Origin of the sequence: Ralstonia flaminis (assembly GCF_958415495.1) — a bacterium.
Lineage (GTDB): Bacteria > Pseudomonadota > Gammaproteobacteria > Burkholderiales > Burkholderiaceae > Ralstonia > Ralstonia flaminis.
The window spans coordinates 133,782-153,226 of sequence record NZ_CATZLL010000006.1 but is presented as its reverse complement, the minus strand read 5'-3'; the positions used below and the strand labels follow the sequence as shown (position 1 = coordinate 153,226).

The 19,445-nt window shown below is 63.9% G+C and carries 20 protein-coding genes; 7 read left to right on the top strand and 13 right to left on the bottom strand.

Going from position 1 to position 19,445, the window contains the following annotated elements:
- Positions 1 to 151: 151 nt before the first annotated feature.
- The 3 genes from gpmA (at position 152) to R2N11_RS11345 (ending at position 3,425) form a co-directional block, all read left to right on the top strand.
- Positions 152 to 898: a 2,3-diphosphoglycerate-dependent phosphoglycerate mutase gene (gene gpmA, locus R2N11_RS11355; protein WP_199027673.1), complete on the top strand. Its 747-nt coding sequence runs from the start codon at positions 152 to 154 to the stop codon at positions 896 to 898.
- A 118-nt stretch (positions 899 to 1,016) separates the two neighbouring features.
- Positions 1,017 to 2,606: a S41 family peptidase gene (locus tag R2N11_RS11350; protein ID WP_199027674.1), complete on the top strand. Its 1,590-nt coding sequence runs from the start codon at positions 1,017 to 1,019 to the stop codon at positions 2,604 to 2,606.
- A gap of 69 nt (positions 2,607 to 2,675) precedes the next feature.
- Positions 2,676 to 3,425, top strand: a complete 750-nt coding sequence (locus tag R2N11_RS11345; RefSeq protein WP_316681149.1) for a HesA/MoeB/ThiF family protein — start codon at positions 2,676 to 2,678, stop codon at positions 3,423 to 3,425.
- An 83-nt stretch (positions 3,426 to 3,508) separates the two neighbouring features.
- On the opposite strand, the gene bfr is transcribed toward R2N11_RS11345, so the two are convergent.
- From bfr to R2N11_RS11295, 10 genes are all read right to left on the bottom strand, one after another.
- Complete coding sequence (gene bfr, locus R2N11_RS11340) at positions 3,509 to 3,988, bottom strand: bacterioferritin (RefSeq protein WP_199027677.1); 480 nt, start codon at positions 3,986 to 3,988, stop codon at positions 3,509 to 3,511.
- A 143-nt stretch (positions 3,989 to 4,131) separates the two neighbouring features.
- Positions 4,132 to 4,407, bottom strand: coding sequence for a (2Fe-2S)-binding protein (locus R2N11_RS11335; protein WP_021196344.1), 276 nt, complete (start codon positions 4,405 to 4,407; stop codon positions 4,132 to 4,134).
- Positions 4,408 to 4,638: 231 nt separating this feature from the next.
- Complete coding sequence (ptsP, locus tag R2N11_RS11330; RefSeq protein ID WP_199027679.1) at positions 4,639 to 6,390, bottom strand: phosphoenolpyruvate--protein phosphotransferase; 1,752 nt, start codon at positions 6,388 to 6,390, stop codon at positions 4,639 to 4,641.
- A gap of 45 nt (positions 6,391 to 6,435) precedes the next feature.
- Positions 6,436 to 6,705, bottom strand: a complete 270-nt coding sequence (locus R2N11_RS11325) for an HPr family phosphocarrier protein (RefSeq protein ID WP_021196342.1) — start codon at positions 6,703 to 6,705, stop codon at positions 6,436 to 6,438.
- Entirely contained in the window at positions 6,674 to 7,129 is a 456-nt protein-coding gene (locus R2N11_RS11320) for a PTS sugar transporter subunit IIA (protein WP_039598986.1), read from the bottom strand. Before R2N11_RS11320 ends, R2N11_RS11325 begins: the two co-directional genes overlap by 32 nt.
- A gap of 118 nt (positions 7,130 to 7,247) precedes the next feature.
- Complete coding sequence (gshB, locus tag R2N11_RS11315; RefSeq protein ID WP_199027681.1) at positions 7,248 to 8,243, bottom strand: glutathione synthase; 996 nt, start codon at positions 8,241 to 8,243, stop codon at positions 7,248 to 7,250.
- Between the two features lie 24 nt (positions 8,244 to 8,267).
- Positions 8,268 to 9,563 carry a glutamate--cysteine ligase gene (gene gshA / locus R2N11_RS11310; RefSeq protein WP_199027683.1) on the bottom strand — a complete coding sequence of 432 codons (1,296 nt, stop codon included), beginning with the start codon at positions 9,561 to 9,563 and terminating at the stop codon, positions 8,268 to 8,270.
- Between the two features lie 367 nt (positions 9,564 to 9,930).
- Positions 9,931 to 11,466, bottom strand: a complete 1,536-nt coding sequence (locus R2N11_RS11305; RefSeq protein WP_199027685.1) for an ammonium transporter — start codon at positions 11,464 to 11,466, stop codon at positions 9,931 to 9,933.
- A 30-nt stretch (positions 11,467 to 11,496) separates the two neighbouring features.
- Positions 11,497 to 11,835, bottom strand: a complete 339-nt coding sequence (locus R2N11_RS11300) for a P-II family nitrogen regulator (protein WP_021196337.1) — start codon at positions 11,833 to 11,835, stop codon at positions 11,497 to 11,499.
- Positions 11,836 to 11,900: 65 nt separating this feature from the next.
- A complete protein-coding gene (locus R2N11_RS11295; protein WP_199027687.1) occupies positions 11,901 to 12,719 on the bottom strand; it encodes a TorF family putative porin in 819 nt (272 codons plus the stop codon).
- A 545-nt stretch (positions 12,720 to 13,264) separates the two neighbouring features.
- On the opposite strand from R2N11_RS11295, the gene R2N11_RS11290 reads away from it, so the two are divergent.
- The 3 genes from R2N11_RS11290 (at position 13,265) to R2N11_RS11280 (ending at position 15,948) form a co-directional block, all read left to right on the top strand.
- A complete protein-coding gene (locus R2N11_RS11290) occupies positions 13,265 to 13,528 on the top strand; it encodes an accessory factor UbiK family protein (protein WP_199027689.1) in 264 nt (87 codons plus the stop codon).
- A gap of 172 nt (positions 13,529 to 13,700) precedes the next feature.
- Positions 13,701 to 14,213, top strand: coding sequence for a DUF1269 domain-containing protein (locus tag R2N11_RS11285; protein WP_199027691.1), 513 nt, complete (start codon positions 13,701 to 13,703; stop codon positions 14,211 to 14,213).
- A 202-nt stretch (positions 14,214 to 14,415) separates the two neighbouring features.
- On the top strand, positions 14,416 to 15,948 hold the full coding sequence (locus tag R2N11_RS11280) for a YifB family Mg chelatase-like AAA ATPase (protein ID WP_316681148.1): 1,533 nt from the start codon (positions 14,416 to 14,418) through the stop codon (positions 15,946 to 15,948).
- Here R2N11_RS11280 and R2N11_RS11275 read toward each other — a convergent pair.
- Complete coding sequence (locus tag R2N11_RS11275; RefSeq protein WP_316681147.1) at positions 15,945 to 16,442, bottom strand: MarR family winged helix-turn-helix transcriptional regulator; 498 nt, start codon at positions 16,440 to 16,442, stop codon at positions 15,945 to 15,947. The genes R2N11_RS11280 and R2N11_RS11275 overlap by 4 nt on opposite strands.
- A gap of 165 nt (positions 16,443 to 16,607) precedes the next feature.
- Between R2N11_RS11275 and R2N11_RS11270 the strand changes: the two genes are divergently transcribed.
- Positions 16,608 to 18,035, top strand: coding sequence for an MFS transporter (locus tag R2N11_RS11270; RefSeq protein WP_316681146.1), 1,428 nt, complete (start codon positions 16,608 to 16,610; stop codon positions 18,033 to 18,035).
- A 3-nt stretch (positions 18,036 to 18,038) separates the two neighbouring features.
- Here R2N11_RS11270 and R2N11_RS11265 read toward each other — a convergent pair whose 3' ends face one another.
- Together R2N11_RS11265 and R2N11_RS11260 are read right to left on the bottom strand one after the other, a co-directional pair.
- A complete protein-coding gene (locus R2N11_RS11265; RefSeq protein WP_199027923.1) occupies positions 18,039 to 18,680 on the bottom strand; it encodes a LysE family transporter in 642 nt (213 codons plus the stop codon).
- Positions 18,681 to 18,862: 182 nt separating this feature from the next.
- A complete protein-coding gene (locus R2N11_RS11260) occupies positions 18,863 to 19,432 on the bottom strand; it encodes a hypothetical protein (RefSeq protein WP_199027925.1) in 570 nt (189 codons plus the stop codon).
- Positions 19,433 to 19,445 lie beyond the last annotated feature (13 nt).

Sequence of the window (19,445 nt, the reverse complement as noted above, 5' to 3'; positions counted from 1 at the left end):
TTGGCGAACATCAGCCGAACGGCTCGGGCGCGCGCGGGGACATGATGCGGGCGGCATTATAAAATAGCTGGTTTCGGCGGCCGCACGATGACGCCACGACGCATCGCCGCAGGCCCGCGCGCAGGTTTTCTCACTTCTCATCATGGCAGTCATGCATAAGCTCGTCCTCATCCGCCACGGCGAATCAACGTGGAATCTGGAGAACCGCTTCACCGGCTGGGTCGACGTCGACCTGACCGACACGGGCGTTGCCCAGGCCCGCCAAGGCGGCCGCCTGCTGCGCGAAGCCGGCTTCACCTTCGACCTGGCCTACACCTCGGTGCTCAAGCGTGCAATTCGCACGCTCTGGCACGTGCAGGATGAAATGGACCTGATGTGGATCCCGACCCGCAACGAGTGGCGCCTCAATGAACGCCACTATGGCGCACTGTCGGGTCTGAACAAAGCCGAGACCGCCGCCAAGTTCGGCGATGAGCAAGTCCTCGTCTGGCGCCGCAGCTACGACACGCCGCCGCCCGCCCTTGAGCCCGGCGCCGAAAACGACGCGTTCGGCAACCCGCGCTACGCGGGCCTGTCGCGCGAGCAAGTGCCCCTGACCGAGTGCCTGAAGGACACCGTCGCACGCGTGCTGCCGCTGTGGGAAGAATCGATCGCCCCGGCCATCAAGAGCGGCCAGCGCGTAGTGATCGCCGCGCACGGCAACAGCATCCGCGCACTGGTGAAGTACCTGGACGGCATTTCGGACGCTGACATCGTCGGCCTGAACATCCCCAATGGCACACCACTTGTGTATGAGCTGGACGCCAACCTCAAGCCGATCCGCCACTATTACCTGGGCGATCAGCAAGCGATTGCCGCGTCCCTCGCGGCGGTAGCCAGCCAGGGTAAGTCGAAATAAACCGTAACGAGGCGTTTGGCACTCCAACGCCTTTATACTGTCGAAGCCTGTAGCCCGGGATATGCGCGAGCCATCCCGGGTCATGTTTATCTACTGTTCCCACGTCCACGCTCGACACATGCGAACTTCGCTCAAGAACATCAGCTTGATCGCCATTGGCCTCGTCACCGGGGTTCTGGCGACGCTCCAGCTCTCCGCCACCGCGCAAAACGCGACGGTTGGGCCGCTCCCGCTGGAAAAGCTCCGCCTGATGGCCGACATCTTTGGCCAGATCAAGCGCGAATACGTCGAGCCCGTGGACGACGACAAACTGCTGACCGAAGCCATCAAGGGCATGGTCTCCAGCCTTGACCCGCATTCGGCGTATCTCGACAAGAAAGACTTCCAGGAACTGCAGGAAGGCACTCAGGGCCGTTTTGCCGGCTTGGGCATCGAGATTTCGCAGGAAGAAGGCCTGGTCAAGGTCATCAACCCGATTGAAGACACCCCCGCCTTCCGCGCCGGCGTGCAACCGGGTGATCTGATCACCCGCATCGACGACAAGCCCGTGCGCGGCATGCCGCTGGAGCAAGCCGTCAAGCGCATGCGCGGTGCGCCGGGCACCAAGGTCACGCTGACCATCTATCGCAAGAAGGAAGAGCGCACCTTCCCGCTCACGATCACCCGCGCTGAAATCCAGGTGCAGTCGGTCAAAGCCAAGCTGCTGGATAACGGTATCGCCTGGGTGCGTATCACCAGCTTCCAGGAACGCACCGTGCCGGACCTGGCCAAGAAGCTGAATGACCTGGCCAAACAAGACGGCCACCTCAAGGGCCTGATCCTGGATCTGCGCAACAACGGCGGCGGCGTGCTGCAAGCCGCTGTGGGCGTGTCGGCCGCGTTCCTGCCGCCGGATGTGACGGTGGTGTCGACCAACGGCCAGGTGCCGGATGCCAAGCGCACGTACAAGGCAAACTTTGCCAACTACCGCTTGAGCAACTTCGATTCCGATCCGTTGGCCGGCCTGGACCCCGAGTTCAAGACCGTGCCGATCATTGTGCTGACCAACGCTTACACGGCATCGGCATCGGAAATCGTGGCGGGTGCGCTGCAGGATCACCACCGTGCCAAGACGATGGGCAAGACGACCTTCGGCAAGGGCTCAGTGCAGACGGTGCGTCCGCTGTCCAACGACACCGGCATCAAGCTGACCATCGCGTACTACTACACGCCGTCGGGCAAGTCGATCCAGGCCTGGGGCGTGCGCCCGGACATCCCGGTTGACCAGAACCCGGACGGCGACCCGGACGACGCGCTGATCACCCGTGAAATCGACACCGAGCGCCACCTGCACAACAAGCAGGAATCGGAAGAAACCGAGATGACCGAGCGCGAAAAGCGCCGCGTTGAAGAGCTGCGTCGCCTGGAAGAAGAGAACGCCAAGAAGACACCTGAGCAGCGCGAGAAGGAGCGCAACAAGAAGCCGATCGAGTTCGGTTCGGCTGACGACTTCATGCTGCAGCAGGCGATCAACGAGTTGCGCGGCCAGCCGGTCAAGCGCTCGAAGTCGGTGCTGGAAGCCGCCGTGGCGACGTCGGACAAGCCCGCCAAGTCGCCGGCCGCCAAGGACGGCAGCGATGCCAAGCCCAAGGCCAAGCCGGCAGCACAGAAGCCCAACGTTCCGGCCAGCGGTGTCATCCCGGCACCGGAGCCGAGCGGCGCCCGTTAAGACACCCGCCGGCAAACACTGGCAAACTTGCGAGGCCGTGCACTGCACGGCCTTTTTCATTGCACCGCCATGAACGACAACCAACTGCTGCGCTATTCCCGCCACATCCTGCTCGACGAGATCGGCATCGAGGGGCAGACGCGTCTGCTTGAAGCGCATGCGCTCGTCATTGGCGCGGGTGGCCTGGGCGCAGCAGCCCTGCCCTACCTGGCAGCCGCAGGCGTAGGCACGCTCACCATCGTCGATGACGACACAGTCGACTTGACCAACCTACAGCGCCAGATCCTTCACACCACCGAGTCGGTTGGACAGCCGAAAGTGGCATCGGCACAGGCCGCCATCGCCCGCCTGAACCCGGGCGTGCAGGTCAACACCGTGCAGCGCCGATTGGATGCGGACAGCATCGGTGCGCTACTCGGCGGCGTGAATGTGGTGCTCGATTGTTCCGACAATTTCGCCACGCGCCAGGCAGCCAACCTCGCCTGCGTGCATGCGGGCGTGCCGCTGGTGTCGGGGGCGGCGATCCGCTTTGACGGGCAGATCAGCGTATTTGACAGCCGCGCTGGTGGCCCCTGCTACGCCTGCCTGTTCCCTCCCGACGAGCCCGCGCCGGACGTGGCCTGCGCAACGATGGGGGTGTTCTCGCCACTGGTCGGCATGGTGGGCACCGTGCAGGCCGCCGAGGCGCTCAAGCTGATCGCTGGCATCGGCCGCTCGCTTGCCGGGCGCCTGCTGATGCTCGACAGCCTGTCGATGGAATGGACGACGATGCGTGTGGCGCGTCAGGCGTCGTGCCCGGTCTGTGGTGGCGCACACTAGTCCTAAGTCCTGGCTCACTGAACGCGGACAACAAAAAAAAAGGAGGCCCAGAGGCCTCCTTTTTCCTTGCCGATCGACGAGGCTTACTCGCTGTCGGCTTCCATCTGCGACTGCAGGAAGTTCTGGATGCCGATCTTATCGATCAGCTCCAGCTGCGTCTCCAGCCAGTCGATGTGCTCTTCGGTGTCGTCCAGGATGTCGACGAAAATCTCGCGGCTGACGTAGTCCTTGACGGACTCGCAGTACGCAATGGCTTCCACCACCGTGGTGTGTGCGGCCTTCTCCAGCTTCAGGTCGCACTCGAGCATTTCCGGGGTGTTCTCGCCGATCATCAGCTTGCCGAGGTCCTGCAGGTTCGGCAGGCCTTCGAGCATCAGGATGCGTTCGATCAGGCGATCGGCGTGCTTCATCTCGCCGATGGACTCTTTGTATTCGTGGTCCCCGATGCGCTTGAGCCCCCAATGGCCATACATGCGCGCGTGGAGGAAGTACTGGTTGATGGCGGTCAGCTCATTCTTGAGCTGGGCGTTCAGATATTGGATAACTTTCTTATCGCCTTTCATTCTTGGGGCTCCTGCGGGTGATGGACGCACGCACGCGTCCGTTCAAGGCGAGCCCTGTGCCTGACCCAAGCAACAAACGCCACCTAGGCTATTCAGCCTGGGCGGCAGGTCGCGGCGAAAAAAGAAACGGAAAAGCGGGGGTATCAGGCAGCCAACGCACTAGCCGAAATGGCTTGATCGTTGGCAACGGGCTCGTCGCGACGCTCGATTATGGCATGCGTGCTTGCACGGCCCAACACCTGATCGACGGGAATGCAGCTCACCGCTTCGGCGAGCACCTGCTTGGCGCAGTCCCGGCATTGTCCACAGCAGGTGCCGACGCCCAGCGTCTCGGCGAGTTCGTCCATTGTCGACACGCCCAGACGGGCAGCGCCATGGATTTCGCGATCGGTCACTTGGTTGCAGATGCAGACGTACACAGGTTTCCTCCGCAGCACTCAAAACGCGCTGTGAAACCAGAATAACAGAGAATGGTAATGAGAACAATTCTTGTTCTACCTCATACAATCGGCAGGGACAAACAGGTGCGCGCAAGCCGTCTTTTCGCGAAAAGACGTGCAATTTCAGTCACTTAACGGGGAAGCGCCCCTGAGACAGGCGATGCGCCGGTACGACAGTCGTGTGGGCCCGGTGCTTAAAAACTCAGCAGGTCAAGCGCGAGCCAGCGCGCCCAGTGCGTCCTGGATTTCAGCGGGTTCACAGGCGTGCAGCAGGCGGTCGGCCTCACGCATCAGACGCGGGCGGTCCGAGCGCAGGATCTGCTGCTTCACGCTGAGCAACTGCGATGGATGCATCGAGAACTCGGTGAGCCCCATGCCGAGCAGCAGGCGCGTCATCGTCGAATCGCCCGCCATCTCGCCACACACTGATACCGGCTTGCCCGCCAGATGCCCTTCGCGGATGGTACGCGCAATCAACTGCAGCACCGCCGGATGCAGTGGGTCATACAGATGCGCGACCGCGTTGTCGGCGCGGTCGATGGCCAGCGTGTACTGGATCAGGTCATTGGTGCCGATGGAGAAGAAATCCATGCGGCGCAGGAATACCGGCAGGATCAGTACAGCAGCCGGAATCTCGATCATGGCGCCAACCTTGACGGTCGGGTCATAGGCGATGCCGTCGGCGTCAAGCGAGGCCTTGGCACGCGCGAGCAGATCCAGCGTCTGGTCGATCTCGCGGGCGTGCGCGAGCATCGGCACGAGAATCTTCACCGGCCCGAAGGCCGACGCCCGCAGCAGCGCGCGCAATTGCGTCAGGAACATCGCTGGCTCCGACAACGACCAGCGAATCGCACGCAGCCCCAGCGCCGGGTTGGGCGCGGTCTCGAACACGTCGTCGCGGATGTCGAGCGGCTTGTCGGCGCCGATGTCGATCGTGCGGATCGTCACCGGCAAGCCCTGCATCGACTCGACCGCCGTGCGGTACGCGTGGAACTGCTCTTCCTCGTCGGGCAGCGCGCCACGCCGGTTCATGAAGAGGAATTCTGAGCGGAACAGCCCGACGCCCACAGCGCCAGCCTTCACGGCGGCGGCTGCATCTTCCGGCATCTCAATGTTGGCCAGCAGATCGATCTGCGTGCCGTCGAGTGTGACAGTGGGTGTGTGGCGCAAACGCTCGAGGCGCTTCTTCTGCAGCTCGCCCTCGCTGCGGCGGTGGCGGTATTCCTCAAGGATGGCCACGCTCGGATCAACGATGACGATGCCGTTGTCGCCATCGATGACGATGACGTCGTCCTGGCGGATCAGCGCGCTGGCATTGTGCACGCCCACCGCAGCCGGAATATCCAGGCTGCGCGCAACGATGGCAGTGTGTGAGGTGCGCCCGCCGAGGTCGGTGACAAAGCCAGCGAACGTTTGACCGCGAAACTGCAACATGTCCGCCGGGGCGATGTCATGTGCGACGACGATCATGCCGGCGTCCGGATCGCAGCCGACCGCCACCGGTGCGGGCGCCAGCGCGGGCGCACCGGCCAGCACCTTCAGGATGCGCTCGACCACCTGCTCGATGTCGGCCTTGCGCTCGCGTAGGTACTCGTCTTCGATCTCACCGAACTGGCGGATCAGCTCTTCGAGCTGCGTGGTCAGCGCCCACTCGGCGTTGTAGCGCCGCTCGCGAATCAGCTTCTCCGCCTCCTGCGACAGATGCGGATCATCCACGAACATCGCATGGACGGCCAAGAAGGCGCTCAGCTCCTCAGGCGCATCGGCGGGCAACTCATGCTTGAGCGTGACCAGCTCGCCGCGCACAGCGGCTCGAGCGCTGCGCAGGCGCTCGACCTCGGCGTCCAGCTTATCTTCGTCGACGAGGTAGTGCGACACATCCAGTGCCGCGCGCGCCAGCATATGGGCTCGACCAATGGCGATGCCGCGCGAGACCGGGATGCCGTGCAAAGTGAATGGCATAGAGACGCTGGCCGAGAGCTGCTGCGTTGTCTGACAGGTTGTGGGTTACTCGCCTTCGCCGAAGCGGTCGTTGATGAGTCCGACCAGCCCGTCCATGGCAGCCTGCTCGTCAGGGCCTTCGATCTCCAGCGTGACGGTGGAGCCGATGCCTGCCGCCAGCATCATCACGCCCATGATGCTCTTGGCGTCGACCTGACGGCCGTTGCGCGACATCTTGATCTGGCTGTCGAACTTGCTGGCGAGCTGCGTGAGTTTGGCGGAAGCACGGGCATGCAGCCCGAGCTTATTGATGATGGTGATATCCCTCTGCAGCATATTTGTCCGGATGGTTGGCAACCTGGTTCTGAACGGCTGTCGAGCCGACCTGCAGTACGCCTTGCGCGCCGCCGGCCAAGGCCTTGGCAGCAAGTTGTTCGAGTTTTTCGGTGCGATAGCAGATGGCGCGCACCAGCATCGGCAGGTTAACGCCGGCCAGCACACGCACACGACCTGGATCCGCCAGGCGGGAGGCGATGTTGGCAGGCGTGGCTCCGAAGATGTCGGTCAGCACCAGCGCGCCGTTGTCCTCGACCAGCTCTGCGAGTTTGGCGCGTGCCTGGGCCAGCACGGCGGCCGGCTCGGCATCGGGCAGGACGTCGATTGCACCCAGCCGTTCGGGCTGGCCGCAATACACGTGTGCAGCGCAATCGCGCAGTGCGCTGGCCAGCGGCGCATGAGCGATGATCAGAATCCCTGCCATGATCGAAAAGCGAATCGGTATGACTCTGATTGTATCAGGGCCATTTGGGGCGATTGCGCACAGTGTGACGGAACTCCCCCGAGCGGAGGACACCCGCCAGAGGGGCTATGCCGCCTTCCTAGGCCAACTTCCGGCCAGTCCCACCTAACCCCGCGCCCGGCGACTTGCCCGCGGCCCGCTCGAGCGCGTCGATGAACATGCCAGCCACGTTAAAGCCGGTCTGCTGGGTGATCTCCTGGAAGCACGTCGGGCTGGTGACGTTGACCTCGGTCAGGTAGTCACCGATGACATCCAGGCCGACCAGTAGCAGGCCGCGCTGCCATAGCACCGGCGCGAGTGCATGCGCAATCACTTGATCGCGCTCGGACAAGGGCTGGGCACGACCCGTACCGCCGGCGGCCAGGTTGCCGCGCACTTCGCCAGCCATCGGGATGCGTGCCAGCGAATGCGGCACCGGCGAGCCACCGATCAGCAAGATGCGCTTGTCGCCCTCGCGGATGGCGGGAATGTACTGCTGCGCCATGATCGTGCGCGCGCCGTTGTCGGTGAGCGTTTCGATCACAGCGCCGAGGTTCATGCCGTCCGGCCCGACGCGGAAAATACCCGTACCACCCATGCCGTCGAGCGGCTTGAAGATGACGTCGCCCTGCTCGGCGTGGAAATCGCGCAGGCGCTTGGCATCGCGCGAGACGATCGTCGGTACGGTGAACTCGCGAAACTGCGCAATCGCCAGCTTCTCGGAGTGGTCACGAATCGCCTGCGGCTTGTTGAACACACGTGCGCCCTGGCGCTCGGCAATCTCCAGCAGCCAGGTGCTGGTGACGTACTCCATATCGAACGGCGGGTCCTTGCGCATCAGCACGGCGTCAAAGCCCGTGAGCGGTAACAGGCGCGCATCGCCAGCGCGATACCACTCTTGCCCATCCTCCTCATTGCCGGTCAGGGCGATGGGCGTGGCAACGGTTTCGACCACGTTGCCCGACAGCGTGAGGTGCGACTGCAGGCACGTGTAGATGGCGTAGCCGCGTGCCGTCGCCTCGCGCATCATCGCGAAGGTGGAATCCTTGTAGATCTTGAACGTCGACAGTGGATCGACGATGAACAGGATGCGCATGGCGATTCCCTCAACAGCTTGTACTTAGATCAGCGGGTTCGGGTCGGTCTTCTCGAGCTCGAGCGACGCGGCCAGCAAAGCGAGACGGGCCACTACGCCATACATGTAGAAGCGGTTCGGCTCGCCGGCGCCCGGCTTGGCGTGGCTGTCCGGCAGCGAGTTCGACGCAAACGGCAGCGGCACGAAATGCATGCCCGGCGCGTTCAGATTCTCGTCCACGCCGCGGCCCGTATGAACCCGATAGAAGCCGCCAACCACGTAGCGGTCGATCATGTAGACCACAGGCTCAGCCACGGCCTCGTTGATTTTCTCGAAGGTGTGCACGCCTTCCTGCACGATCACCTCGGAGACCTCCAGGCCTTCCTTGACCACGCTCATCTTGTTGCGCTCCTTCCGGTTGAGGCCCTTGACCTCGGAAGGATCACGCACGGTCATCACGCCCATGCCGTAGGTGCCGGCATCCGCCTTGACCACCACGTACGGGGTCTCGGTCACGCCGTATTCCTTGTACTTCTTGGCGGTCTTCTTGAGCACGGTCTCAACCGCGTGGGCGAGTTCTTCCTCGCCGGCGCGCTCGTGGAAGTCAAGGCCGCTGCACTTGGTGAAGTACGGGTTGACCATCCACGGGTCAATGTCGATCAACTTGGCGAACTTCTTGGCCACTTCATCATAGGCGGCGAAGTGGTTGGTCTTGCGGCGCTGCGACCAGCCCGCGTGCAGCGGCGGCAGCAGGTACTGCTCGTGAATGTTCTCGAGGATCGGCGGTACGCCGGCCGACAGATCGTTATTCAGCAGGATCGAACACGGATCGAAATCTTCCATGCCCACGCGGCGGCCCTTGGTGCCGATGCGCGAGATCGGCTCGACCACCAGGCGCTGACCATCGGGCAGGTCGATCGGCGTCGGTTCCTTGATGTCTTCGGACAGCGAACCCAGGCGCACGTTGAGCCCTGCCTGGCGCATGATCTGCGACAGGCGTGCCACGTTCTGCAGATAGAACATGTTGCGCGTATGGCGCTCGGGGATCAGCAGCAGGTTCTTGGCGTCCGGGCAGATCTTCTCGATCGCGGCCATGGCGGCCTGCACGGCCAGCGGCAGCATCTCTGGCGCCAAGTTGTTGAAGCCGCCCGGGAACAGGTTTGTGTCGACCGGCGCCAGCTTGAAGCCGGCGTTGCGCAAATCGACCGAACAGTAGAACGGCGGCGTGTGTTCCTGCCATTCCAGGCGGAACCAGCGTTCGATGGCGGGCGTGGCGTCAAGAATCTTCTGCTCGAGCTCCAGCAGCGGCCCGTTCAGCGCGGTGATCAGGTGCGGAACCATACCCTTCCTATTGATGTAATTTATCGCCCGCTCCGATTGTAGAGGAACAGGCAATAGCTTGCAGACGACAGTGGGCTATCGATATGCGGTCAGCGGAGGGTTTCGCAAGGGGCGGTGTGTGGCAAGGCACAAAACCACACAAAAAACGCGGGCAAAAAAAAGCGCGGGGCTGCCGCGCTTGGGGAATAGCCTGACAGATACGGGGAGCGTTCTGCAGGTGGAGGAAACCACGTCTGCAATGTAAGCGTCCGCATAACGAGAGGCAATTGAAGGTTTTTTACATCGGAATTAAGGCTACGCGGCTTGGGGCGGGCGCCAACAAAAAACCCGGCACGTGGCCGGGTCTTTTGCTCCATCAGGTTGCGGATCAGTCTTCGTAGGCAGTTTCGCCGTGGGACGTGATGTCCAGACCTTCGCGCTCCTCTTCCTCCGGTACACGCAGGCCGACGACCGCGTCGACGATCTTGTACGAGATGAAGGCCACCACGCCAGACCAGATCACGGTGGTCAGCACGCCCTGGAACTGGATCCACAGTTGACCGCCGATCGAGTAGCCGTCGGCCACCTTGTTGGCGACATAGTCGTAGATGCCAGTGCCGCCCAGGCTCGGCGAGGCAAACACGCCGGTCAGCAGTGCGCCGAGGATACCGCCCACGCCGTGCACGCCGAACACGTCCAGCGTGTCGTCCATGCCCAGCATGCGCTTGAGGCCAGTCACACCCCACAGGCACAGCAGGCCGGCGATGATGCCCAGCGCGATCGAGCCCATCGGGCCGACAAAGCCGGCTGCCGGGGTGATGGCCACAAGGCCCGCCACAGCACCCGATGCAGCACCCAGCATCGACGGCTTGCTCTTGCCGATCCACTCACCGAAGCTCCACGACAGCACAGCAGCGGCGGTGGCCAGCAGCGTGTTGACGAAGGCCAGCGCGGCGCTGCCGTTGGCTTCCAGGGCCGAACCGGCATTGAAGCCGAACCAGCCGAACCACAGCAGCGAGGCACCGACCATCGTCAGCGTCAGGCTGTGCGGCTTGAGCGCTTCACGGCCGAAGCCGATGCGCTTGCCAAACAGGAAGGCCCCCACCAAGCCCGCGACAGCGGCGTTGATGTGCACCACGGTACCGCCGGCAAAGTCCAGCGCGCCCTTTTGGAACAGCCAGCCCGACTTGGACGTCATGAGTTCAGCGGCCTTGGCATCGGTAAAGCCATCCGGACCCGGCCAGAACCAGACCATGTGGGCGATCGGCAGGTAGCTGAAGGTGAACCACAGCACCACGAACAGCAGCACGGCCGAGAACTTTGCACGTTCGGCGAAGGCACCGATGATCAGCGCGCAGGTGATCGCAGCAAACGCGCCCTGGAACGCGAAGTACGCGTACTCCGGCACCACCACGCCCTTGCTGAAAGTGGCGGCCACCGAATCTGGCGTCAGGCCCTTCAGGAACAGTCGGTCCATCCCGCCGAAGAACGCATTGCCTTCGGTGAACGCGAAGCTGTAACCGTAGACGGCCCACAGGATGATGATGAGCGAGAAGATGCCCATGCACTGCATCAGCACGGACAGCATGTTCTTCTTGCGCACCAGGCCGCCGTAGAACAGCGCCAGACCCGGCAGCGTCATCAGGATGACGAACGCGGTGGAGATCAGCAGCCAGGCCGTATCGCCCTTGTTGGGCACGGGCGTGGCAGCCGCAGGGGCAGCAGCGGCAGCGGGCGCAGCAGCGGCTGGCGCGGCGGCCGGTTCCGACGCAGCAGCAGCGGCTGCCGGCGCGGCGCTGGCTTCAGCGGCAGGCGCAGATGCGGCCGGCTTGTCCTGCGCCATAGCCGGCGCGGACAGTACGGCGCCTGCAAGCACCGCAGCGACGGCCCCCGCCGTCAGGAATCGTGTGAACCAGGTTTTCATGTCTTGACCTCTTCCTTGGCTGGTTGGCGCTTATAGGGCGTCGCCGCCGGTCTCGCCGGTGCGGATGCGGATGACTTGCTCAACGTCGGCAACGAAAATCTTGCCGTCGCCGATCTTGCCGGTGCGTGCGGATTTTTCGATGGCTTCGACGGCGCGCTCGAGCACGTCGTCGGGCACGGCCACTTCAATCTTCACTTTAGGCAGGAAGTCGACGATGTACTCGGCGCCGCGGTAGAGCTCCGTGTGACCCTTCTGGCGCCCAAAACCCTTGACTTCCGTAACGGTGATGCCCGACACCCCGACTTCGGACAACGCCTCGCGGACCTCGTCGAGCTTGAACGGCTTGATGACCGCCATGATGAGTTTCATGCTGGATTCCTCCTCGATTGGCAGCGCCCTGTTGTTGTTCAATGAGCGCCGCCTCGCCTCGTTGATTAGAAAGTCTTGGTGACCGACAGCAAGGCTGTGGCCTTGCCCATGTAGCTGCCGCGAGTGTTGGTGTAGAAGGCGCGCGAAGCATTCGTATCGATGTAGGCCAGCGATGCCGTCCAGCCGCTGCCGAAGTCCTTCGTCACGCCGATCTTCCAGTCGGCATAGGAGGCGCGTACGGCCTGGTGCGGCACCTGCTGGTAGCCTGCATGCAGGTTCAGCGTCAGGCCCCAGAAGCCGGTGTCGAAGTTGCCCGACAGATCAAAGTACTGGCTGTGGTGCGAATCGGGCGTGCCGAACAGGTTCGAGAACGCATGGGAGTACTTGAATGTGACCGGGCCATAGCCGATCTGCGCATAGCCTTCGGTCGTGTGCGGGCGCGTGAAACCGTCGGGATAGCTGCCCGGGTAGTAGTACTGCAGCACGCCCACGTCGATGGGCACGTCCTTGACGATCTCGGTCTTGTAGCCACCGTAGAAGTCCATCTCGATGGGTGCGGACACGTTCGAGTTGGAATCGCTCAGCCAGCTGATCGACGAGTTCCAGTTGCCGATGTAGAAGCCTTCGGGCAACACGCCGCCCGGAATGGCGTAGTCAAAGCCGCCTTGAATGGCTGGCTTGTTGTTGGTCTGCATGATGCCGCGATAGCGGTATTGGCTGGCCAGCGTGAGATTGGCAGTCAGTGCAGGTGCCGGCGCGGGCGCGGCGGCAGGTGCATCGGCCGCCGGAGCGGCGGGCGCAGTCTGAGCAATGGCGGTTTGCGTGATACCGGCGGCAGCACCGGTCAACAACACCACACTGGCTGCGTACGCAAATTTCTTCATAACGGCTCTCCCCCTTTAGAAAGTCGCAACAACAGAACGGAACGTGGAAACGTGAAAAAAGTCGCACTGGTTCTGCAACTGTCATGCCATGTCGAGGTGGTGAAGTTGGAGGATTCCCTCGACCGATACGCCACACACGGCGTGGAGCATGAAACAGGAGAAATTGGGGACGGATCGCTCAAGTGATGCACGCCACCCGCCAACAGTTGCCGCAGGCTGATCTGCCCAATGCAGCCTCAGCCCGTCATGGCACGCAAAAAGCCATGTGATAGAGTGATTTCAACAACGTGTCATGGCCCCGCCTGATATTCCGGGGCAGCGGACGCTGAATCTGTCCCCGTTTGGCTGGCGTCGGCAATGCCGCATCGCAGCGAGACTTGCTGGGATTTGTGGAGTTGGAAGCGCTCAACAGGTAGCATCCTCGCCTGCAGCACCGAAACCACGCGCCTTGTGCCGCCCAGCGCACCATGACACGGCAACTCCAGCGCACAAAAGCGGTGCATGCACCGGCTTGGCGCAGGCAGCCTGACCCTCGGAGAACCTCAATGAAACCCACCGATCTCTTTACCGACTTTCAGAACCGCGTGACCGAGGCACTGCGCAACTCGCCGGCCGCCGACATCGAAAAGAACGTGCGCGCGATGATGACCCAGGGCTTTTCCAAGCTCGATCTGGTCACACGCGAAGAATTTGATGTGCAGTCGCAGGTGCTGGCCCGTACCCGCGCTCGCCTGGAAGAGCTGGAGACGCGCGTGGCTGCGCTCGAAGCGCAGCTCAAGACCACCGCCCCGGCAAGCACCGGCCAGTAACGCGCGAGCGCCCAACATCACGCAGGGAGTGGGTACCGCCCCCTGCTGTGCCCGCCGCCGCACCCGTGCTGCGGCGCACAGCGAAAAGTTCGAAGCGCCGCCTTGTTGCAACTGGTGAACTGATCTAGAACGTCCTTAAGACGCACGCGCAGCAGCGCTTGAGGAGAAGATCATGCAGCATCGCCTCTACTTTCTCTTGCCGGACGTCGCCAGCGCCCGGCGTGTCATGAATGACCTCCTGTTGGCGCGCATCACCGAGCGCCACATCCACTTCGTCGCCAAGGAAGGCGCCGACCTCACCGGCCTGCACGAGGCCAACCTGCTCCAGACTTCCGACATCGTCCACGCCACCCAGAACGGGCTGGTGATCGGCGGAGGTGCGGGCGTGGCAGCGGGCGTGGTGGCCGCGCTGTTTCCGATCATTGGCGAAGGTCCGCAGTGGGGGATGGTCGGCATCACAACCGTGGTCGGCGCGCTGTTTGGTGCGTGGGCCTCCAGCATGATCGGCAGTTCCGTGCCGAACAGCCGCCTCAAACCGTTCAAGCAGGCGGTGGAGGATGGGCAGATCCTGTTGATGGTGGACATACCGCGCTCGCGCGTGCCGGAAGTGCGCGCCCTGCTGCAGAACACGCATCCCGAAGGCCGCTTCAGCGGTGAGGATTCGGCGATGCCTGCGTTCCCTTGATCTGATCTGCCGACAACAACACCGGAGCCACGTGCTCCGGTTTTTTTGCATTCAGACTGCGCGTCAAATTTGGATGCAGGCAGAGATCATGGCGTGGCGTGGCTGGCACAGTGGCAGGTTCCTCTTACGCCGCGCACTGACACGCCATGCATCCCTGCCCCGCTCTCTGTTCCGCCAGTCATGTCAATCGGAGGACGCCGCGATGAGCCTCGCCGTCCTGCGTTCACGCGCGCTCTCCGGCATCGATGCGCCAGCAGTGTCAGTGGAGGTGCATCTGGCCAACGGGTTGCCGTCGTTCACCATCGTCGGGCTGCCCGACACCGAGGTGAAGGAGAGCAAGGACCGCGTGCGCGCCGCCATCCAGAACAGCCGCTTCGAGTTTCCGGCGCGGCGCATCACCGTCAATCTGGCACCGGCGGATCTACCAAAAGAGTCCGGGCGATTTGATTTGGCGATTGCGCTGGGCATCCTCGCCGCGAGCCGGCAGATTCCGCACACGCATCTGGACGCGCACGAGTTTGCGGGCGAGTTGTCGCTCTCGGGTGACTTGCGGCCGATTCGCGGAGCGCTGGCGATGGCGTATGCACTGTCGCGCAACCCCACATCCGCAGACGGCGAAGCGCCGCTGACCCGCGCGTTCGTGCTACCCACCGAAAACGCCGCAGAAGCCGCACTTGTCAGCGGCACCAAGGTGCTGCCCGCGCGGTCGCTCATCGAGGTATGCGACCACCTCAGTGCGCCCGACCGCAAGCTCGCGCCCGCGCTGCCCGCACCGGTCGATGCTGATATCCGCTATCCCGATCTGTCAGACGTGCGCGGCCAGCCGCAAGCGCGGCGCGCATTGGAAGTGGCCGCGGCGGGCGGCCATTCGATGCTGATGATCGGCCCGCCCGGCACCGGCAAATCGATGCTCGCGCAACGCTTTCCCGGCTTGCTGCCGGACATGAGCGACGACGAAGCGCTCTCTGCCGCCGCTGTGATGAGCCTGACCACGCGCGGTTTCGATGCCAAGCGCTGGAAGGTGCGGCCGTTCCGGGCGCCACATCACACCGCATCGGCGGTGGCGATGGTCGGCGGCGGTAATACGCCGAGGCCCGGCGAGATCTCGCTGGCACATCAAGGCGTTCTATTTTTGGACGAACTCCCCGAGTTCGAGCGCCGCGTCCTCGAGGTCCTGCGCGAGCCGCTGGAAACCGGCCACATCACCATCTCGCGCGCTGCGCACCAGACCGACTTTCCTGCCAGCTTCCAGTTGATTGCCGCGATGAACCCTTGCCCGTGCGGCTATCGCGGCCATCCGCTACGCGCGTGCCGCTGCACGCCAGACCAGGTGGAGCGCTACCAGGCACGTATCTCCGGTCCGCTCCTCGATCGCATCGACGTGCAGATCGAAGTGCCGACGCCTTCGCAGGAAGAATTGCTGGATGGCCCGCCAGGCGAGCCGACCGCCGATGTGGCCGAGCGCGTATCGGCGGCGCATGCCCGGCAACTCGCGCGGCAAGGCAAACGCAACGCACTGCTGGCTGGCCACGAGATCGATCTGCACTGCGCCCGCACGGATGCTGCCGATGGCTTGCTGCGTCATGCCATGACGCGCTTCTCGTGGTCCGCCCGCGCCTATGCACGCGTGCTCAAGCTGGCCCGCACCATTGCTGACCTGACCGGCGACGCGCAGATCGATGCCGTGCACGTGGGCGAGGCGATCCAGTATCGGCGTGGGGTGAAGGCAGACTAGTTCTCGGCCGCGCGCTGCCCGTCGATCAACTTCGCCAACAGCTTTGCCAGTTGCCGCTGCTCGGCGTCTGTCAGCACCGATAGCACGGCGCGCTGGTTCTCGACATGCGCGCTGACCGCCTTGTCGATCAACGCAAACCCCGCCTTGGTAAGCGCGACCAGCGTGCCGCGGCCGTCTTCCGGGTTGGGCCGGCGCTCCACCCAGCCGGCCTGCTGCAGGCGATCGATGCGATTGGTCATGCCGCCCGAGGACATCATCGCCGCGTCGTACAACGCGGTGGGCGTGAGCGCATAGGGCGCGCCGCCGCGGCGCAGGGTGGCGAGCACATCGAACTCGCCGGGCTGCAAACCGAATTCCGCAAAGAGCGGGTTCAGCCGTTCACGCGCGATGATGAGGGCCGCCTCGCCCAGGCGCCCGAGCAGCAGCATCGATCCAACATCCAGGTCTGGGCGTTCGCGATTCCATTGTTCGACGGCCTGTGCAGCGCGGTCCATTCTCCCTTCCTCCAGCGGTGGTTATCTTGACGTCAAGACAACTCGTTTTTATCTTGACGTCAAGATAGTGCGATACCGAGCGATACAACGCAAGCCAACCGTCACGGCCAACCCGGCTGACGCGTCTTGCAGGTACCCCCCCCCCGACCCTTGCTGGAGCCCAAGATGAGTCCCACCTCGATCACCGCCGACGATGCCTCGTGGCTGGATCTGTTTCGCGGTGCCAATGCGCTGCGCGTGCTGGTGCTGGCCGCTGGCGTGGCGTTGCACGCCATCAATCTCTACCTGACCACGACGATCCTGCCGAGCGTGGTCGACGACATCGGCGGTGTGGCCTTCTATGCCTGGAATACGACGCTGTTCATCGTCGCGTCGATCACCGGGGCGGCAGTTGCGGCGCAGGTGATCCAGCATGTTGGGCCGCGCGGCGCCTACCTGCTGGGCGCGGCGGTGTTTGGCGGCGGCTCGGCGCTGTGTGCGCTGGCGCCCACCATGCCGGTGCTGCTGGTGGGCCGCGTGCTGCAGGGGCTGGGCGGCGGCGTGCTGCTGTCGGCACCGTATGTGCTGATGCGCAGCGTGCTGCCCGAGCCGTTATGGCCGCGCGCGCTGGCGCTACTCTCGGGCATGTGGGGCATTGCGACGCTGCTCGGACCGGCGGTCGGCGGCATCTTTGCGCAGTACGCGACGTGGCGGCTGGCGTTCTGGTCGCTGGTCGTGCTGATCGCGTTGGCGGCTGCCGCTGCCGTGGTCGTGCTGAAGCCGGCGGCTACCCAGGCGGAACATCCGACGCCAGTGCCCGCGCGTCAACTCGTGCTCCTGGCGGTTGCCGTGGTGGCGGCGTCGTGGGCCAGCGTCAGCGACACACCGTGGCTTGGCGCGCTTGGATTGATCGCAGCAGGCATCACGCTGCTGGCCATCCGCCGCGTGGAGATGCGTTCGTCGCGCCGCATCCTGCCCGCCGATGCATACACGGGCCGCACGGCGCTCGCCGCACTGTACGGCGTATCTGCGCTGCTGGCCGTGACGGTCACATGCACGGAGATCTTCGTGCCGCTGTTCTTGCAGCGGCTGCATGGACAGAGCCCGTTGATCGCGGGCTACATCGCGGCAACGGCCTCGGCCGGCTGGACGCTGGGTGCCATCCTGAGCGCGGCGTTGCGCGAGGCGTCGGTCACGCGCGTGATCCGTGTGGCGCCGTGGGCCTGCGCGGCGGGTCTGCTGGTACTGGCGTTTCTGGTGCCGATGGGCGCGGGCGATACGTGGGTGACCGCGCTGATCATCGTCGCGCTTACGCTGGTGGGATTGGGCGTGGGCGTTGTGTGGCCGCACCTTGGCAACCGCATCATGACGGCGGCGCCGGCGGTAGATCATGACCGCGCCTCGGCGTCGATCGTGACGGTACAACTGGTGGCAACAGCCTTGGGGGCAGCGTTGGGCGGCGTGGTGCTCAACACGCTGGGAGCTGCCGGCCCGGCTCCAGATCTGGGCACCGCATCGCGCTGGCTGTTCCTGCTGTTTGCGGTGGCGCCCGTGGGCGCGTTGGTGATTGCGCGCGCTGGTCTCGGCACGCGGCCAGCCCAGCGGGCACGGTAGCCGTCAGGCCGTCTGACGCTTCACGAAGAACAGCGCGGCACCGATGCTCATCAGCATGCCGCCAAAGAAACGGCTCTGCCAGCGCAGCGCGCGCGGATTGCGGAACAGGCGCTGCGCACGCGAGGCCAGCAGCGCATAGCCGTGCATGACGATCAGGTCAACGAACACCATCGTTGCCGCCAGGATGCCGAGCTGCGACAGCAGCGGCTTGGCCGGATCGATGAACTGCGGCAGCACCGCCACCATGAACAGGATGCCCTTCGGGTTCGTCAGATTGGTCAGCAACCCGACCAGGAAGCGCCGGCGCGCGCCGCTGCCGGAAACCTTCACCGGTTCACCCTCGGCGGGCTTGTTGATCTGGATAGGCGTGCGCCACTGCACGATGCCCAGATAGATCAGATACAGCGCACCAACGATCTTGATGGCCGTAAAGGCATGCTCCGACGCGATCAGCAGCGCGCCCAGTCCAGCGCCCGCAATGAACAGGATCACCACGATGCCAAGCTCCAGCCCGGCAATCGTGACTGACGTACGGCGCACGCCATGTGTCAGCCCGTGACTCATGCACAGAATCGCGCCCGAGCCCGGCGAAATGGCGATCACCCAGGCGGCCAGAAAGAAGGCCAGCCAGACTTGCAACGTCATGATGGTTCCCCGTGATGTGATGAGGTGAGATGTCAATCGGAAGACGACGATTGTGCACCGGCTATGGCCGACGCGCTCGGCAGGGTCTGTTCCTATTCCGACATGGAACATGCGCACGCAAGGGGCAAATGGGCTGACCCGAACAAGGGCCAACCTGCATGTGGTCCATGTGGGAACAGACCCTAGTAGGGGTGGAAGCTGGCGAGGAACTGCTCGACCTGCTCCTGCTGCCGAGCATCTCGTGCAGCATCGCCAGACTCCAGCACGACCGCCTGATAGGCGTGCTTGCCGGTGGCGACAACGCGGGCAGTCAGGCGGCGTGGCGCGGGGTCATCGCCGCCGGCCCCCTGCGCAACCAGCTCCACGGCTGGCAGCGACAGCGGTGGTTGTGCGGCTGTCTTCACGGCGATGTCGTGCACGGCCACGTTGCCCTTGAGATTGGCCGACAGCCCCGCGCGCAGTGCATCCACCGCTTGCTGGCGCCAGACCGGATCATCTGCCGGCAACACCACTACGCCGATGGCGAACAGCGTGCCGTCAATGCTGGCGGCCTGCATCGTCATCGGCAGACGCTGGCCGTTGATGACGATGGGGCGAGCCTCGGCGGTGGGCTTGGCGGGGTAGTCGACGGCGTAGGCCCCTTCGTCAGAGTGCACCGTGCGCCAGTCGTACTTGGGCGAGCACGCCATCAGCAGCACGCACGCTGCCACGCCTAAACCTATCCGCCAACCTGCCGTTGTTGTGACTGCCACGCCGCCTCCGTCT

Excerpts from the sequence above, each read along its gene's own strand:
- R2N11_RS11295 (WP_199027687.1), bottom strand. The coding sequence starts at position 12,719 with ATGAAGAAATTTGCGTACGCAGCCAGTGTGGTGTTGTTGACCGGTGCT.
- R2N11_RS11290 (WP_199027689.1), top strand. The coding sequence starts at position 13,265 with ATGAAACCCACCGATCTCTTTACCGACTTTCAGAACCGCGTGACCGAG.
- R2N11_RS11350 (WP_199027674.1), top strand. The coding sequence starts at position 1,017 with ATGCGAACTTCGCTCAAGAACATCAGCTTGATCGCCATTGGCCTCGTC.
- gshB (WP_199027681.1), bottom strand. The coding sequence starts at position 8,243 with ATGCGCATCCTGTTCATCGTCGATCCACTGTCGACGTTCAAGATCTAC.
- R2N11_RS11275 (WP_316681147.1), bottom strand. The coding sequence starts at position 16,442 with ATGGACCGCGCTGCACAGGCCGTCGAACAATGGAATCGCGAACGCCCA.
- bfr (WP_199027677.1), bottom strand. The coding sequence starts at position 3,988 with ATGAAAGGCGATAAGAAAGTTATCCAATATCTGAACGCCCAGCTCAAG.
- R2N11_RS11325 (WP_021196342.1), bottom strand. The coding sequence starts at position 6,705 with ATGCTGCAGAGGGATATCACCATCATCAATAAGCTCGGGCTGCATGCC.
- R2N11_RS11305 (WP_199027685.1), bottom strand. The coding sequence starts at position 11,466 with ATGAAAACCTGGTTCACACGATTCCTGACGGCGGGGGCCGTCGCTGCG.
- R2N11_RS11345 (WP_316681149.1), top strand. The coding sequence starts at position 2,676 with ATGAACGACAACCAACTGCTGCGCTATTCCCGCCACATCCTGCTCGAC.
- R2N11_RS11265 (WP_199027923.1), bottom strand. The coding sequence starts at position 18,680 with ATGACGTTGCAAGTCTGGCTGGCCTTCTTTCTGGCCGCCTGGGTGATC.
- gpmA (WP_199027673.1), top strand. The coding sequence starts at position 152 with ATGCATAAGCTCGTCCTCATCCGCCACGGCGAATCAACGTGGAATCTG.
- R2N11_RS11320 (WP_039598986.1), bottom strand. The coding sequence starts at position 7,129 with ATGGCAGGGATTCTGATCATCGCTCATGCGCCGCTGGCCAGCGCACTG.
- R2N11_RS11300 (WP_021196337.1), bottom strand. The coding sequence starts at position 11,835 with ATGAAACTCATCATGGCGGTCATCAAGCCGTTCAAGCTCGACGAGGTC.
- R2N11_RS11285 (WP_199027691.1), top strand. The coding sequence starts at position 13,701 with ATGCAGCATCGCCTCTACTTTCTCTTGCCGGACGTCGCCAGCGCCCGG.
- R2N11_RS11270 (WP_316681146.1), top strand. The coding sequence starts at position 16,608 with ATGAGTCCCACCTCGATCACCGCCGACGATGCCTCGTGGCTGGATCTG.
- ptsP (WP_199027679.1), bottom strand. The coding sequence starts at position 6,390 with ATGCCATTCACTTTGCACGGCATCCCGGTCTCGCGCGGCATCGCCATT.
- R2N11_RS11280 (WP_316681148.1), top strand. The coding sequence starts at position 14,416 with ATGAGCCTCGCCGTCCTGCGTTCACGCGCGCTCTCCGGCATCGATGCG.
- gshA (WP_199027683.1), bottom strand. The coding sequence starts at position 9,563 with ATGGTTCCGCACCTGATCACCGCGCTGAACGGGCCGCTGCTGGAGCTC.